Source organism: Oryzihumus leptocrescens (assembly GCF_006716205.1).
In the GTDB taxonomy this organism is placed as follows: domain Bacteria; phylum Actinomycetota; class Actinomycetes; order Actinomycetales; family Dermatophilaceae; genus Oryzihumus; species Oryzihumus leptocrescens.
Window position 1 is genome coordinate 1 of record NZ_VFOQ01000001.1, and the last position, 13,164, is coordinate 13,164.

At 70.5% G+C, this 13,164-nt stretch carries 11 protein-coding genes, 1 tRNA gene and 1 pseudogene; 8 read left to right on the top strand and 5 right to left on the bottom strand.

What is annotated here, in order from left to right; genetic code table 11:
- The 6 genes and pseudogenes from FB474_RS20545 to FB474_RS00025 form a co-directional block, all read left to right on the top strand.
- A pseudogene (locus FB474_RS20545) lies at positions 1 to 246 on the top strand (hypothetical protein); the annotation flags it as partial.
- Between the two features lie 131 nt (positions 247 to 377).
- Positions 378 to 1,175 (top strand): MerR family transcriptional regulator, encoded by a 798-nt coding sequence (locus tag FB474_RS00005; RefSeq protein ID WP_141786779.1) that lies wholly within the window; start codon positions 378 to 380, stop codon positions 1,173 to 1,175.
- A 35-nt stretch (positions 1,176 to 1,210) separates the two neighbouring features.
- On the top strand, positions 1,211 to 3,313 hold the full coding sequence (tmk, locus tag FB474_RS21455; protein WP_141786780.1) for a dTMP kinase: 2,103 nt from the start codon (positions 1,211 to 1,213) through the stop codon (positions 3,311 to 3,313).
- Positions 3,310 to 4,449, top strand: coding sequence for a DNA polymerase III subunit delta' (locus tag FB474_RS00015; protein ID WP_141786781.1), 1,140 nt, complete (start codon positions 3,310 to 3,312; stop codon positions 4,447 to 4,449). The genes tmk and FB474_RS00015 overlap by 4 nt, the downstream gene beginning before the upstream one ends.
- A 95-nt stretch (positions 4,450 to 4,544) precedes the next feature.
- Entirely contained in the window at positions 4,545 to 6,089 is a 1,545-nt protein-coding gene (locus FB474_RS00020) for an alpha/beta hydrolase (RefSeq protein WP_246091983.1), read from the top strand.
- A gap of 92 nt (positions 6,090 to 6,181) precedes the next feature.
- Positions 6,182 to 6,258 (top strand) — tRNA-Thr (locus FB474_RS00025).
- Positions 6,259 to 6,686: 428 nt separating this feature from the next.
- Here the strand turns inward: FB474_RS00025 and FB474_RS00030 are convergent.
- Complete coding sequence (locus FB474_RS00030; RefSeq protein WP_221632383.1) at positions 6,687 to 7,385, bottom strand: class I SAM-dependent methyltransferase; 699 nt, start codon at positions 7,383 to 7,385, stop codon at positions 6,687 to 6,689.
- Between the two features lie 175 nt (positions 7,386 to 7,560).
- Between FB474_RS00030 and FB474_RS00035 the strand changes: the two genes are divergently transcribed.
- Both FB474_RS00035 and FB474_RS00040 read left to right on the top strand, forming a co-directional pair.
- Entirely contained in the window at positions 7,561 to 8,214 is a 654-nt protein-coding gene (locus tag FB474_RS00035; protein WP_141786783.1) for a DUF7003 family protein, read from the top strand.
- A gap of 306 nt (positions 8,215 to 8,520) precedes the next feature.
- Entirely contained in the window at positions 8,521 to 9,198 is a 678-nt protein-coding gene (locus FB474_RS00040) for a DUF4304 domain-containing protein (RefSeq protein ID WP_141786784.1), read from the top strand.
- 451 nt (positions 9,199 to 9,649) lie between these two features.
- On the opposite strand, the gene FB474_RS00045 is transcribed toward FB474_RS00040, so the two are convergent.
- From FB474_RS00045 to FB474_RS00060, 4 genes are all read right to left on the bottom strand, one after another.
- Positions 9,650 to 10,012, bottom strand: a complete 363-nt coding sequence (locus tag FB474_RS00045; RefSeq protein WP_141786785.1) for a hypothetical protein — start codon at positions 10,010 to 10,012, stop codon at positions 9,650 to 9,652.
- Between the two features lie 548 nt (positions 10,013 to 10,560).
- Positions 10,561 to 10,815: a hypothetical protein gene (locus tag FB474_RS00050; protein WP_141786786.1), complete on the bottom strand. Its 255-nt coding sequence runs from the start codon at positions 10,813 to 10,815 to the stop codon at positions 10,561 to 10,563.
- A 382-nt stretch (positions 10,816 to 11,197) separates the two neighbouring features.
- On the bottom strand, positions 11,198 to 11,578 hold the full coding sequence (locus FB474_RS00055; protein WP_141786787.1) for a YciI family protein: 381 nt from the start codon (positions 11,576 to 11,578) through the stop codon (positions 11,198 to 11,200).
- Positions 11,579 to 11,747: 169 nt separating this feature from the next.
- Positions 11,748 to 12,833, bottom strand: coding sequence for a medium chain dehydrogenase/reductase family protein (locus FB474_RS00060; protein WP_281286281.1), 1,086 nt, complete (start codon positions 12,831 to 12,833; stop codon positions 11,748 to 11,750).
- Positions 12,834 to 13,164 lie beyond the last annotated feature (331 nt).

Sequence of the window (13,164 nt, forward strand, 5' to 3'; positions counted from 1 at the left end):
CGCGAGCTGGCCCGGCTGCGCCGGCGGACGGCCGCCGAGCCCGTCGCCGCGCGGGGCGGCCGCCCGGAGCCGACGGTCGCGGCCGAGCGGGTCGCCCTGCCGGTGGGCACCGTGGTGCGAGTCGGCGGCAGCGGCCGCTACGCCGGGACGACCGGCGTGGTCGAGAAGCGTGCCCGCACCCGCTACCACGTGCGCACCCGGCTGGGGCTGCTCACCGTGCCCTTCGCCATGGCCGAGCCAGTCTGACCCGCCCGCCCGCCCGGGTCGGGCCCGGCCGGTGGGGGCCGGCGGCCCACGCGGGTGCGGGAGGTGAGGACACGGCATACCGGGGAAAGGGTGTTGACCCTCACGTGGCGTGAGGGCCCATAGTCGGTGCCATGACCGGGACGACGCGGGTAGGTGAGTCCCTGACCGTGGGCCAGGTGGCCGAGCGGTTCGGGGTGACGGTGCGCACGCTGCACCACTACGACGAGATCGGGCTGCTGTCGCCGGGCGAGCGCTCGGCGGCCGGCTACCGGCTCTACACCCAGGACGACCTCGTGTGCCTGCAGCACATCGTGGTCTACCGACGGCTCGGGTTCGCCCTGGAGGAGGTCGCCCTCCTGCTGGAGCACCCCGAGACGGTGGAGGCCCACCTGCGGCGTCAACGCGCAGCGGTCATGTCCCGGCTCGACGAGATGCGCGATCTCGTGACAGCCATCGACCGAGCACTGGAGAGGGAGATGAACCAGCAACCCGCCACCACCGAGGACATGAAGGAGCTCTTCGGGGACGGCTTCTACGAGAACCAGGCCGAGGCGCAGGAACGGTGGGGTGACACCGACGCCTGGAAGCAGTCGGCGCAGCGCACCAAGGGCTGGACCAAGGCCGACTGGGCCGAGGTCAAGGCCGAGACCGACGCGCTGCACGCGGCGTTCGTCGCGGCCATGGACGCCGGCGAGCCGCCGACCAGCGAGGCGGCCATGGACGCCGCCGAGCAGCACCGGTTGCACATCGACCGGCGCTTCTACGACTGCTCCCACGCGTTCCACACCGGCCTGGCCGACATGTACGTCAGCGACCCGCGCTTCACGGCGACCTACGACGAGATCCGCCCGGGCATGTCGTTCTACGTGCGCGACGCGATCTACGCCAACGCCGAGCGGGCCGCCGCGCAGGGGCCGCCGCAGGGTTAGGCCGTCGCGGGGGTGCTCTGGCCTAGGCTCACCGTGTGAGCCAGCCAGAGCACTCCCCACCGGCGGGCCTCGCCGGCGACGTGCGCGGCGTGCTCGCCATCACCGCGTTCCGCCGGCTCTGGTCCACCTTCGCGCTGTCCAGCTTCGGGGACTGGCTGGGCATCCTGGCCACGACGTCCCTGGCCGGCACCCTGGCCACCAGCCCGGCCGCGGAGTACCTCGCGGTCTCGGGAATCTTCATCCTGCGGCTCGCGCCGGCCATCGTCTTCGGGCCGCTGGCCGGGGCCCTGGCCGACCGGTTCAACCGCCGGACCGTGATGATCGTCGGCGACGGGCTGCGGTTCCTGCTGATCTGCACCATCCCGCTCGTCGGGACGCTTTGGTGGCTCTACGTCGCGACGCTGCTCATCGAGTGCGTCGGCCTGTTCTGGGCGCCCGCCAAGGAGGCGGCGATGCCCAACTTCGTGCCCCGCGACAAGCTCGAGACCGCCAACCAGCTCAGCCTCGTCGCCGACTACGGCACCGCCCCCGTCGCCGCGCTGCTGTTCTCCGGCCTGGCCCTGGTCAACACCCCGCTGCACGCGGTCATGCCGGGGCTCGACGCCTCCGGGGACTACCTCGCGCTCTGGGTCGACGCCCTGACGTTCCTCGTGAGCGCGGTCGTCGTCTGGACGATCACCTTCCCGCCGGTGGCGCACGAGGTCAGCGCCCGGGCCGAGACGCTGTGGCGCACCATCGTCGACGGCTGGCAGTTCGTCGTGCGCACCCCGCTGGTGCGCGGCCTGGTCGCCGGGATGCTCGGCGCCTTCGCCGCCGGCGGCCTGGTCATCGGCCTGGCCCAGCGCTTCGTCAAGGACCTCGGCGCAGGCGCCGCCGGCTACGGCGTGCTCTTCGCCATGGTCTTCCTCGGGATGGCGCTGGGCATGGCGCTCGGGCCACGGTTCCTGGCCGGCTTCTCCCGGCGGCGCCTGTTCGGCCTGTCCCTGACCGTCGCCGGCGCGGTGATGGTCGTGCTGTCCCTCATCCCCAACATCGTCATCGTCGCCCTCGTGACCGTGGTCCTCGGCGCCGCCGGCGGCGTCTCGTGGGTCTGCGGCTACACCCTGCTCGGCCTGGAGGTCGAGGACGAGGTCCGCGGCCGCACCTTCGCCTTCGTCCAGTCCCTCGTGCGGGTCGTCCTCGTCGGCGTCCTGGCGGCGGCGCCCCTGCTCGCCGCGGGCTTCGACAGCCTGTTCAACCTGCCGTTCACCATCAACATCGGCACCGTCAGCCTCACCTACACCGGCGCCATGGTCACGTTCTTCGTGGCCGGCATCGCCACGATCATCACCGGCGTCCTCGCCTACCGGCAGATGGACGACCGCAAGGGAGTCCCGCTCTTGAGCGACCTCAGCGACGCGCTGCGCAGCAACACCCACCACGACGGCGGGCACGAGGCCGGCCCGCACCCCGTCCCCGGTATGCCGGGTGCCACGGTCCCGTTCGCGGCCCCCGGAGGTGAGCACCCGGCATACGACGGGCTGCCCGGGGTGTTCATCGCGCTCGAGGGTGGTGACGGGGCCGGCAAGTCGACCCAGGGCGCGCTGCTCAAGCAGTGGCTGGAGTCGCTGGGCCGGCACGTGGTCGTCACCCGGGAGCCGGGGGGCACGGATGCCGGGCGGGCCATCCGCGAGATCGTCCTGCACGGCTCGCACATCTCCCCGCGGGCCGAGGCGCTGCTCTACGCTGCCGACCGGGCGCACCACGTGGAGTCCGTCGTCATCCCGGCGCTGCACCGCGGCGACGTGGTCATCACCGACCGCTACATCGACTCCTCCGTGGCCTACCAGGGCGCCGGGCGCGACCTCGGCACCGACGAGGTGCTGCAGCTGTCCCGCTGGGCCACCTGCGGGCTCGTGCCGACCCTGACCGTCCTGCTCGACGTCACCCCCGAGGTGGGCCGGCAGCGGCGCGGCGACGTGCACGACCGGCTCGAGTCCGAGCCCGACGACTTCCACGCCCGGGTGCGCGAGCACTACCTGCAGCTCGCCGCCGCCGACCCCGGGCGCTACCTCGTCATCGACGCCGCGCTGCCGCCGGAGGAGATCCACCGCCGGGTGCGCGAACGTCTGACCCCACTGGTAGAAGTGGCCCCATGAGCGTCTGGGAGCAGGTCGTCGGGCAGGACACCGCCGTCGAGACGCTGAGCCGTGCGATCAGCGACCCGGGCGCGATGACCCACGCGTGGCTGCTCACCGGTCCGCCGGGGTCCGGGCGCTCGGTGGCCGCGCGGGCGTTCGCCGGTGCGCTGCAGTGCCCCCAGGGTGGCTGCGGCACCTGCCGGGAGTGCCGCACGGCGGTCGAGGGCACGCACTCCGACGTCGACATCATCGCCACCGAGGGCCTGACGCTGACGGTGGCGCTGGCGCGAGACCTCGTCCAGCTGGCGGCGCTGCGGCCCTCGGTCGGACGCTGGCGCGTCATCATCATCGAGGACGCCGACCGGCTCCACGAGCGGGCCGCCGACGCCCTGCTGAAGTCCCTGGAGGAGCCGGTCGCGCGCACCGTGTGGGTGCTGTGCGCGCCGTCCCTGGAGGACGTCATCATCACCATCCGCAGCCGCTCCCGGCACGTGCGCCTGCGCACCCCTCCGGTGGACGCCGTGGCCGAGCTGCTCATGCGCCGGGACGGGGTCGATGAGCCGATGGCCCTGTACGCCGCGCGGGCAGCCCAGAGCCACGTGGGGGTGGCCCGGCGCCTGGCGCATGACGAGGGCGCGCGCATCCGGCGGCGCAACGTCATCCAGCTCGCCGGCCAGATCCGCACCGTGGGCGACGCGATCGGGGCCGCGGCCGACCTGGCCAAGATCGCCGACGAGGAGTCCGGCGCCGCCTCCACCGAGAGGGATGCCGCCGAGAAGGCCCGGCTGATGGAGCTGCTGGGCGCCGACCCGGCTGCCCGCACCCAGCCGCCGCACGTGCGCTCGCAGATCGCGGCGCTGGAGAAGGAGCAGAAGACCCGGGCGACCCGGCACACGCGTGACGTCGTCGACCGGTCGCTGGTCGACCTGTTGTCGGTCTACCGCGACGCGCTGATCGTGAGGTGCGGCACCCCGGTGGCCCTGGTCAACCAGGACATGGGCGACCACGTGCAGCGACTGGCCCAGGCGATGACCTCCGAGCAGCTGCTGGGGGCGATGGACGCGATCGGCGTGGCCCGCGAGCGGATCGGCGCCAACGTGCCGCCGCTGCTGGCGCTGGAGGCCATGGCCATCTCGCTGCAGCTCCCGCGCTGACCCGCCGCCGTTTCCCTCGGTGGACCGCATGTCCACGGGGCGGACTTTCGGGATAGCGTCGAGGCCGTGACCGCCGAGACGAGGGAGTGGCAGACGTGAGGATCACGGGGGCGATCGGGGCCGCGCTGGCGGTCGTGTTGACGACGTCGGCGTGTGCGGTGATTCCGTTCGTCAGCCACAGCGACAACAAGGGGTCCGCCGCGGCCACGTCGACCTCGGCGTCGCCGCAGCCACCGCCCAAGGGCGAGGAGTCGCTGGCGAAGTTCTACGGCCAGCACCTGTCGTGGCGCAGCTGCGCCGACTTCCAGTGCGCCAAGCTGACGGTGCCCATCGACTACTCCAAGCCCGACGGCGACACGATCAAGATCGCCGTCCTGAAGGTCCCCGCGCGGGGCACCTCCAAGGGCGCCCTCGTGGTCAACCCGGGCGGGCCGGGCGGGTCCGGCGTGCAGTACGCCGCGGCCGCCGACAACATCGTCAGCCCCGCCGTGCGCCGCTCCTACGACGTGGTCGGCTTCGACCCGCGAGGGGTGGGCTCATCCTCGCCGGTCAGCTGCCTCGACGACAAGGAGCTCGACGCCTTCCTCGGCGCCGACCCGACCCCGGACAACAAGGCCGAGGAGCAGCAGTTCGTCCAGGGTGCCAAGGACTTCGCGGCCAAGTGCGCCCAGAACGGCGGCCCCCTGCTGGGCCACGTCTCCACGATCGAGGCGGCCAAGGACATGGACGTCCTGCGGGCCGCGCTGGGGCAGAAGAAGCTCAACTACCTCGGCAAGTCCTACGGCACCTTCCTCGGCGCCACCTACGCCGACCTGTTCCCGACGCTGGTGGGCCGGTTCGTCCTCGACGGCGTCGTGGCCCCTGACCTGACCTCGAGCGAGGTCAACGCCGGCCAGGCCGCGGGCTTCGAGACCGCCACTCGGGCCTACGTCAAGGACTGCGTCGACCAGGGCGGCTGCCCGTTGGGCAGCTCCGTGGACGCCGGCGTCAAGCGGCTGCAGGACTTCCTCAAGCAGATGGACGCCAAGCCGCTGCCGATCCGGGACGCCGACGTCAAGCAGCTCACCGAGGGCTGGGCCTCGCTCGGGATCGCCGCGGCGATGTACGACCAGGGGTCGTGGAGCCAGCTGACCGACGCCCTCAGCTCCGCCTTCGACGGTGACGGCAACCCGCTGATGCGGCTGGCCAACTCCTACGCCGACCGCAACAGCGACGGGTCCTACAACGGCAACCTGATGCAGGTCATCTACGCCGTCAACTGCCTGGACCGCAAGGACAGCTCGGACATCACGCACTACGAGGACGAGGCCCGCAAGGACTCGGTCCAGGCGCCGACCTGGGGCTCGTTCCTGGCGTGGAGCTCGGTGCCGTGCGGCTTCTGGCCGGTCAAGGCCAACAACGCGCCGAAGAAGATCACCGCCGCCGGCAGCGGCCCGATCGTCGTGGTCGGCACCACCCGTGACCCCGCCACCCCCTACGCCTGGTCCCAGCGCCTGGCCGCGGAGCTGGCCAACGGCCACCTGGTGACGTTCAACGGTGACGGCCACACGGCATACATGCGGGCGAACTCCTGCCTCGACAACGCCGTCGACGCCTACCTGGTCAAGGGCACCGTGCCCCGGGCCGGGCTGCGCTGCTGAGCCGGTGACGGGGCGCGAGCGAGGTGAGCGGCCCGGTTCGGAGAATCGCCGGATCATCCGTATACTCGTCGCTCGTGCCCCTTGGGTCACGTGCCGCCTTAGCTCAGTCGGCCAGAGCGATTCACTCGTAATGAATAGGTCAAGGGTTCGATTCCCTTAGGCGGCTCCACCCCAGAAACGCCCTCCATGTGAGGGCGTTTCTGCTGTCCAGAGCCCATGCGTCCGGGGCCGGCCAGAGCAGTCAGCGCTGCGGCGAGGACGGCCCCGGTGCCCCGGGTTTGGCCGGATTGTGGCCGTACGTCGATCCGGCCACGCACCGTCACCGCTGCTCACCGCCCTTCCAGAGCCCCTCCAGCGCCGAGGCAATGGTGTCCAGCTCGTCGTACAGGTGGCGCCCGCGGAGCGAGCCAGAGAGCCGAATGTCCGGCGACGGTGGGTCACCCCGGCGAGGTCGAGGTCCCGCGTGACCTGGTCCCAGCGGACCATGCGCTTCCAGTTGCCGTTGCGAAGGTGGCCACGTCGGGGGAGGGGAACGCCAACGCCTCCGGCAGCCGCGGCATCCCGGGCACAGCGACGCGACTCCCCGGGCCTTCGGTTTCAGGTGGCCTCGAGGACGAAGAAGAGGAAGCAGATGAAAGCTGAGCGGCCTTCCATACCGGGTGGAAGCAGTTCCGCAGGGGTGTCCGCCGCCGGCGGCGGTTCGCTGATAGCGGTGATGCGGAACCCCGCGGCGGCAAAGGCATCCGCCATGGCGTGCAGCGGCCGGTGCCAGAAGGTCAGCCACACGGTCTGTCCGTCGAAGACGTAGTCCTCGGAGTACTGGGTCACCGCGAAGTAGTCGGCCTCGGGTTTCACGATCGCGTAGGCGGCGGGGTGGTTCACCGAGATGATCAGGCGACCGCCTGGCTTCAGCACTCGACGCAGCTCGGACAGGGGGCCGGCCCAGTCCTTCAGGTAGTGCAGGACCAGGGATGCGACGACGTCATCGAACTCGGCGTCAGCGAACGGCAGCGGCGCGGCGAGGTCCGCCACGTGCAGGTCGGCGTCTTCACCCAGCCTCTGGCGGGCCAGGTCGACCATGGCGGCACTCACGTCGAAGCCGGTGACCGCGGCCCCCTTGGCGTGGAGCGCGGCCGCCAGCGGCCCGGAACCACATCCCGCGTCGAGGATCCGGCGGCCTGAGACGTCGCCAGCGAGGTGGAGCACTGCGGGCCGCGCGTAGTACGCGTTGAACAGGCCCTTCTCGTTTTCCGCCGAGTAGGCGGTCGCGAAGCTGTCGTAGTCGGTGGCCGTCACCCTGACCTCGTTCTTGCAGGAAGCATGGGCATGCATGCCTACCGGGTCCTCCCGTGCGCCACAAGGCACCACGCCCGATTCGTGTCGAATCGAGCACCTTTCCTAGGATTCACGATCAAGCCGCAGGTAGCGTGCGCTGCGGTCATCCGCACATGCGTCGTGGAAGGCTCGGGCCATGCCTGAAGTGAGCAAGTCGACGGATTGGATCCTGTCCCAACTCGACAGGTCTGCCGAGGACTTCACGTTCCCTGATCTCGGACATGGCTACTACTTCGCGATTGATAGCCGACTCCACGCTTACTCCGACGTCGACCGCTGGGCCATGATCGTGGAAACGGTTGGCTACAACCCACGCGGCGGGGATGTCCTGGACGTTCTGCATGTCTATGGCAACTGCCTGACTGACGGGCAACCGGGATTCGAGAATGAGGACTTCCTCGGACGCATCGACAACTTCGAAGAGGTCGAAGACGAAGCCGAACCCGAGATGAGTACAGGAGCGGACGTCATCATCCGCGGACGCCGCATCAACCTGTTCGCCCAGCCCGGGGAAGACCTGCCGGCGGTGTTCCGCAGGCTCGTTCCAGCCCATCGTGACCTCCTGCTGGCACACGAAGACGAACTGCGACGCCGCATCCCGGCAGACATCCCGGAGGTCTTGACGCTCGAGGAATGGCATCAGCCCGACCTCTTCGAGACCACGCCGAGCCAGAGCGAGGTCTACCGACAACTGGCCGATGTCCTGGCAACGGCTGACCCGGCGCGATACCGCCCCACCGAGCTGCCCAATACACACTGGTCCAACTGGCCCGACTCCGGCTCTCTCTGACCCAGGACGCGACCGTCGGGCGCTGCCGCATCCATTGCGGACGAAAGTCGCTCACGCCGCGATGCGCTCGTCCAATCCGACGTGCGTCCAGCATCACCGAGACAGGCGGCGCGTCGCACGTGGATCGGTTACGACTTCCCGTCCTGCCTCAAGGGCGCGGCTCCGCCGCGCGACCCGGCCCGGCCACGCCCTCCGCGCTTCGCCGGCGGACCCCGCACCACGGGCGGCGCTTCGCGCCGTCCTCGCGCACCCCACCGCACCCCGCGCCTCCACAGCAAACGCCCACACCTCGCCATACTGCGAAACGTGAGCACCGAACTGGCCGACAGCATGGCGGCCATCGTCGCCGACGTTGCGCCGACTCTGAAGGCCGCCGGCTTCCGCAAGCGCCGCTACGCCTTCAACCGCGCCACTACCGGCGGCCTCGTGCACGTCGTCAAGCTCTGGATGGCACCGAAAGAGCCACCCGCCTGGACCGAAGTGCCCGGCCTGCGGGAACGTCAGTACGGCGAGTTCTACCTCGAATGCGGCGTCTGGGTCCCAGAGATGACCCGCTTGGGAGAACCCCGCGGAAACTGGATCAACGAGTACGACTGCCAACTCCGGACCGGCATGGTCTACTGCGCCCCGTACGACGCTTTCGAGTGGCAACTGGACGACCCGCACGCTGCCCACAAGGCACTCACCGCCCTGCGCGAGTACGGCCTGCCCTGGCTGGCCAAGTTCCCGGACCACGCCGCCATCCTCAGCGAGTTCGATCAGCTCGACGAATCCGGCAAGTTCCGCCCCTTCAACCTTGGGATGCAGCCCAACGGCGCCCTCGACATCGCCCAGATGTGCGACCGCATCGGACAACCCGAGAGAGCCCGCCAGATCCTCAGGGACTACGTCAGCCACCCCGTGACGAACCCGGAGTACTTGCAGCGCTACCTGGTCGAGGCAGGACACCCCGACCTGGCCGAGTACGTCGTCGAGGCACCCTGAGCGACGCCAGCCCCGCGGATGAGCACGAGCGACCAGTGTCCATCGTCGGGCCTCACGGTGGCGCGGAGCACCCCTACTGCGCTGACGACGAGGGAGGTCCGCACGGGGCCAGCGACCCGACGCCCCGAGCTAGCCCAGGGGGAAGTAGGACACGACGCCGCCCCCGTGGCCGGATTTTGCCCGTACGTCCCGTAGAACCGGCCGACGCCATGGCCGTGAACCGTTGCGATCACACGGTTCGCGCCGCTGACGCCATGGCCGAAAGCGGCTGGCGTGCCTCGTAGTGAATAGGTCAAGGGTTCGATTCCCTTAGGCGGCTCCACCTCAGAAATGCCCTCCCCGCGAGGGCGTTTCTGCTGCCCAGGGACGGTCGTCCGACGCTGGCCAGCAGAGTCAGCGCCGTTACGAGGGTGGCCGAGGTGCCCCCGTGCCCAAGGCAGCGCGCACGTGGTCACCCTCGATAGGCGGCACCGACCTTCGCGGCCTCGTACGTCCGCTGGTCCACTCCGACTTCGTTGTCGCGGCCAGTGCTGTCGCGCACGTGAAGCGTGTAAGTGGCGCCGCTGCACGTCACCTCGTTGTGGCGGGCGAACCCGCCCACCGCGGTCGTCTTGCAACCGGGCCCGGCCACCTCCTTGCCGATCACGGTGCCTGTCACCGACCCCAGGCGGAAGTGCAACGTCACGGCAAGCACCGCGACCAGCGCAGCACCCCCCAAGGCGGCCCATCGCTTGATCGAGAAGGACCGAGTCCCCCTCGTCTCGACGCGGTCATTCATCAGTGTCTCCCCCGAATCCCCCATGACCAGCAGCATGACACCGCGAAGCCCCGCGGGAGCCCAAACCGGCAGACTGCCCCCGGCCTGGCTGCTCAACCCCGCCGACCCGGCACCCGTCCCGCATCGCAGCGGGCCAACACCCGGCGGCGCAGTTTCCGGTCAGGGCGCAAGCTCGCCGGCCGCCTGGCACAGCCGCGGTCCGGCTCTTCAGCGCTACGGGCCACCGCTGAGGCCGTACCCGCGATAGCCGCCAGACGTCTGAAGAAAGAGCCCCGTGGGGCAGGGTGCACTGGGCAGCGGTTCCCGGCTCCACAGGTCGCGCCCCAGCAGCGGCGGGTAATGGCCGATCACGTGAGTCGCTTCGCCCGGTTTGACCGCGACCAGGCTGCCAGCCTGATAGGTCCGCCCACACGCGAAGAGACGCGGCGGATCTCCGCTGGGGACCCATTCGCCATAAGCCTTGCGCCAACCCAGCCACCCCATCGCCAGAGCAAGAATGACCAAGGCGATCAGCCCCGTCCGCGGTACATGGCGAGGTCGGCGCTCGACCGAGCTCGACAGGCCCGACGCGACAGGCGCCTTCATCAGCGCGAGGACCGGTTGACCGTCGACTCTTCCAGCGCGTATCGGTCCTTCTTGCTGCGACGACGCCAAAGAACGCCGATCCCCGTGCGGATGAGCGCCACGGCGAACCAGACCGCAGCAAAGCCGAGCACGTCCTGGACATGGAAGTGGCTCAACGAGTCGATCAAGTGCGGCAGTGCGAAGACGATGAAGCCAACAACGACCAGGCCAAGGAGCTCGCTCCGGACCCGCCGCCACACCTGTGCGGCACCCATCCCAGCCACCCCATCCCCCCAGCCAGCAGTCGTCGGGATCGTAGCGCCGGGAGAGCGCCGCGACCTGGACTCAGCCCAACCGGGTCAGACGCGCCTTGGAAGAGCCGACAGGAGAGACATCGCGACCCACCGACATACGGCCAACCACCACGGCCAAGGCTCGCTGAGCACGAAGTCCGGCCGCAGAAGCCGGTCCCCGCAGACCAACGCGTCCGGCGGATTGAGGGTCCGCAGCGCACGAGGTCGTGCGTAGCTACTGACCCGCGCGCCGGGTGTGGCCGAGGCGCTTCTGCTGTTCGGGGCGGTGGCGAGCCCAAGGGTCGCCCGGCCACACCCAGCACGTCCAGTTCCGGGTCGGACAGCGGGTCCCTGGGCGCCGCGCCTACTTCTCCCCAGAGCCGGTACGCCGGACGTGCCCGGGACCTCGGAACCGGTGCACCTCCTGCGGCCAGTCGAGCACGGTCGCGAGCCTGCCGGCCCAGTACCGCGCCGCCTCGTCGTCGGGCACCTCCACGACGCAGAAGCCGCCGAGGTGCTCCTTGGTCTCGACGTACGGGCCGTCGGTGAAGACTGGCTTGCCATCCTCCGCCACCACGCTGCACACCGCCGTGGACCGGTCGAGCCCGCCGTTGGTGAAGATCAGGACGTCGGCGGCCTGCATCTCCTCGAGCACCGCCCGGGCGGCCGTGCCCTTCTCGCGCAGCTCCTCCGCCGTGTGCTCGCGCACCCACTCGTCGTTGAAGGTGATCAGGTACTCCGTCATGGTCGGCTCCTCTCAGTCCCGGACGAGGAACCTCCCCGGCTCCTCGTGTGCGGCGTCCGTCCGCCGCTCACACATGCCACGAACGACGGCGCCTTGACACGACACCATCCCGGAAACTTCTCTCCGCGGCAGCCCGACGGGGTGCCCGAAGGGCCGACCTCCGCTGCGGCTACGGCACCAGGACGATCTTGCCCTTGGCCGCTGACTGCGCGAGCAGCTCGTGCGCGCGGCGCGCCTCGGACAACGGCAGGCGCTCGGCCACGACCGGGTGGACCTTGTCCGCGCGGAGCAGCTCGATCAGCACGGCCAGGTCCTCCCGGAACCACTCGGGGTTGCGGGGACCGCCACCCACCAGCCGCGCGGGACGGCGACCGGCCATCGGCAACCATTGCCGGCTGTCGCGCAGTCTCTGGATCCGGTAGGCCATCACCCGCCGGCGAGGATCGAGCAGCCCCCACAGCGAGACGGCCGCGGTCGTCCCGTACCACTCGGCCCAGCCCGCGGCCCACCGGCGCCAGCTCGCCCGCCCTCGCTCGAGCATGGCGTAGTGGCCGTACACGACCAGCCGCCCGCCCGGCCGCAGGGCGCGGAAGGAACGCAGCGACGTCGGGCCGCCGATCCCGTCGAGCACGACGTCCACCCCGTCTCCGGTCAGCTCCCGCACCCGGGCCAGGAAGTCCTCGTTGCGGTAGTCGATCGCCACCGCGCCGAGCCGCTCAACGGCGTCGAGGTCAGCCGCAGCCGCGGTGCCGTACAGGCGCACCCCGGCCAGCGCGCCGAGCTCGAGGACGGCGACGCCGACCCGACCGGCCGCGCCGTGGACGAGCAAGGACTCGCCGCTGCGCACCTTCGCCAGGCGGTGCAGCATCTGGTAGGCGGTCCCGTAGGTCAGGACGAGGCCCACGACCTCAGCCGGGTCCAGGTCCGCGGGAACCTCGACCACCTCCGACTCCGGCACGCAGACGTACTCCGCGTAGGCGCCGTAGGCCGTCAGTGCAGCGACCCGGTCGCCGGTCCGCAGCCTCCTGCAGCCCGGGCCGAGCTCGTCGACGACCCCTACCAGCTCATAACCGGGCGTGAACGGCGGCCTCGGCACTCCCAGGTAGGTGCCGGCGCGCAGCTGCGCGTCGGTCAAGGACACACCCGCGGCCAGGACCCTGACACAAGCCTCGCCCGGGCCGGGGCGTGGCTTGTCGTCGTTCACCACGCGCAAGACCTCGGGCCCGCCGAAGCGCTCAACCACGACTCGCTTCATCGCTCTGACACCTCCCAGTGGTAGGGCAGGTGTCTCGGCCGGGGGACTTCGGCCGAGGCCTCCACCGACTGCAGCAATGCCACCTGCACAGTCCTCCTCGGCGGGAGGTCCCTCCAGAGGCGAACGTCCCAAGCCGGGCCCGGCAGAGTCCGGACGTGTTTCGGGTGGCGTGCAACCTCACGGATCGGCGGGACGGAGCCAACCGATCACGAGGCTCAGGCGTCTCAAGGGAACACCTACCGGGGAGTCCACACGTGCCGAGATCCGTGAAGTCCGCAGCGCTGTCCGCTCTGGTCCTTGGCTTGCTGCTTGGCGCGGTGAGTGGCTGCGG